The 1,317-nt window shown below is 56.4% G+C and carries 2 protein-coding genes; both read left to right on the top strand.

The genetic code is table 11. From position 1 onward, the window contains the following. The first annotated feature begins 315 nt into the window (after positions 1–315). Complete coding sequence (locus A7D21_RS33995) at positions 316–708, top strand: DUF2846 domain-containing protein (protein WP_169876735.1); 393 nt, start codon at positions 316–318, stop codon at positions 706–708. Positions 709–784: 76 nt separating this feature from the next. Beyond that, the gene (locus A7D21_RS33990) at positions 785–1,267 is read left to right on the top strand and encodes an RDD family protein (RefSeq protein WP_069553853.1); all 483 of its coding nucleotides are present in this window, start codon (positions 785–787) and stop codon (positions 1,265–1,267) included. Positions 1,268–1,317: the final 50 nt, after the last annotated feature.

Raw genomic sequence — 1,317 nt, 5'->3', positions numbered from 1 at the left:
AGACCACTATTGTTCTCCCAGAGTGGGACGTGTCGTTTTACCAAACTATCCTCATCACGTTGTGTGGCCAAGCCCACGCAAGGCATCAAAGTGCTGACCCACGCACAACGCTTCACGTCTTCATCCCCATGGCCGACACCCTGGCGATGATTAAACGCATCAAAGAACCCGCGCCGGCCAATCGCCGGGGCTCTCAATCCGCTCTACCGTCACACCACAAGGAAGAAGTACATGATCAAGCTGTTCTGCAAAGCTGCTGTTGTATTGTCCCTGGCCACGCTGTTTGGCTGCTCCTCGACGCCGTCGGTGGAGAAGATGCAGGCTGACGTGGCGAACTACTCGTTGCCCAAGGCCGCGGTCGCCGATAAAGGCCTGGTGTATGTCGTACGCCCAAGCAACGTGGGGATGATGGTGCGGTTCAACGTGTTCCTGGATGACAAGGAAGCCGACTCGGAGATGGGTTACAACCGTGGTAACCAGTACATTTATTTCTTCGTGACGCCGGGTCAGCACGTGATCAGTTCTAAAGCTGAAAACTGGGCTGACATGCCGATCAACGTCAAGGCCGGTGAGGTGGTTTACCTCAAGCAGGAAGTCGAAATGGGCTTCGCCGTGGCGCGCAACAGCCTCAAAGTGCTGAGCGATGTGGAAGGCCGTTATCTGGTCAAGGACGCGTCGTTGGGTACCGTGGCAAAAGAAAGCAAGTGAGTTAAAAAAGCGCTTGAGGCGGCCGGGCGCAGAGCTCGGCCGTTGTTGCTGTTTACATAAGACGGAGTGACACCGTATGGACGCAATTGCCCCCGCTAAACGGCCGACCATTCTGGCCAGCATCGGCCGTCGCCTGCTGGCCCGAATCATCGACTCTGGCATCGCGGTGCTGATCTTTTTCATCGTCAAGTTCAGCGCCGAGGTGCTGTCGGCGTTCGTCCCCGCCGTGACGGCCAAGGGCGGGTTCCTTGCGGCGTTTTTCGCAGGTTTTGCCTACCTCTTGCTCGCAGATGCACTGCCCAATGGCCAGAGCCTGGGCAAGCGGTTACTGAGCATCGCGGTCGTCGACCGTAAAACCCGTGAGGGCTGCTGCATTTCTCAGTCATTTACCCGCAATGCCGGGGTGCTGATGATCATCGACTGGGTGTGGATTTTTCTTGAGTCCAGAACCCGCCTCGGCGATATGTTTGCCAAGACCATCGTGATTCAAACCGGCAACTTGACCAAGGTACGCAGTCTTGCCGACATCTATGACGACGGGAAGCTCGGCACTGCTTGAGGGTGGTGGCTCAGGTTTCAACGTGTTGGTTAACACGAAAAATGGGGTCA

The sequence above is a fragment of the Pseudomonas sp. AP19 genome (assembly GCF_001728855.1).
Taxonomy (GTDB): domain Bacteria; phylum Pseudomonadota; class Gammaproteobacteria; order Pseudomonadales; family Pseudomonadaceae; genus Aquipseudomonas; species Aquipseudomonas fluorescens.
This window is presented reverse-complemented; position numbering and strand designations above follow the sequence as displayed.

Coding starts and splice junctions, on each gene's coding strand:
- A7D21_RS33995 (WP_169876735.1), top strand. CDS start 316: ATGCAGGCTGACGTGGCGAACTACTCGTTGCCCAAGGCCGCGGTCGCC.
- A7D21_RS33990 (WP_069553853.1), top strand. CDS start 785: ATGGACGCAATTGCCCCCGCTAAACGGCCGACCATTCTGGCCAGCATC.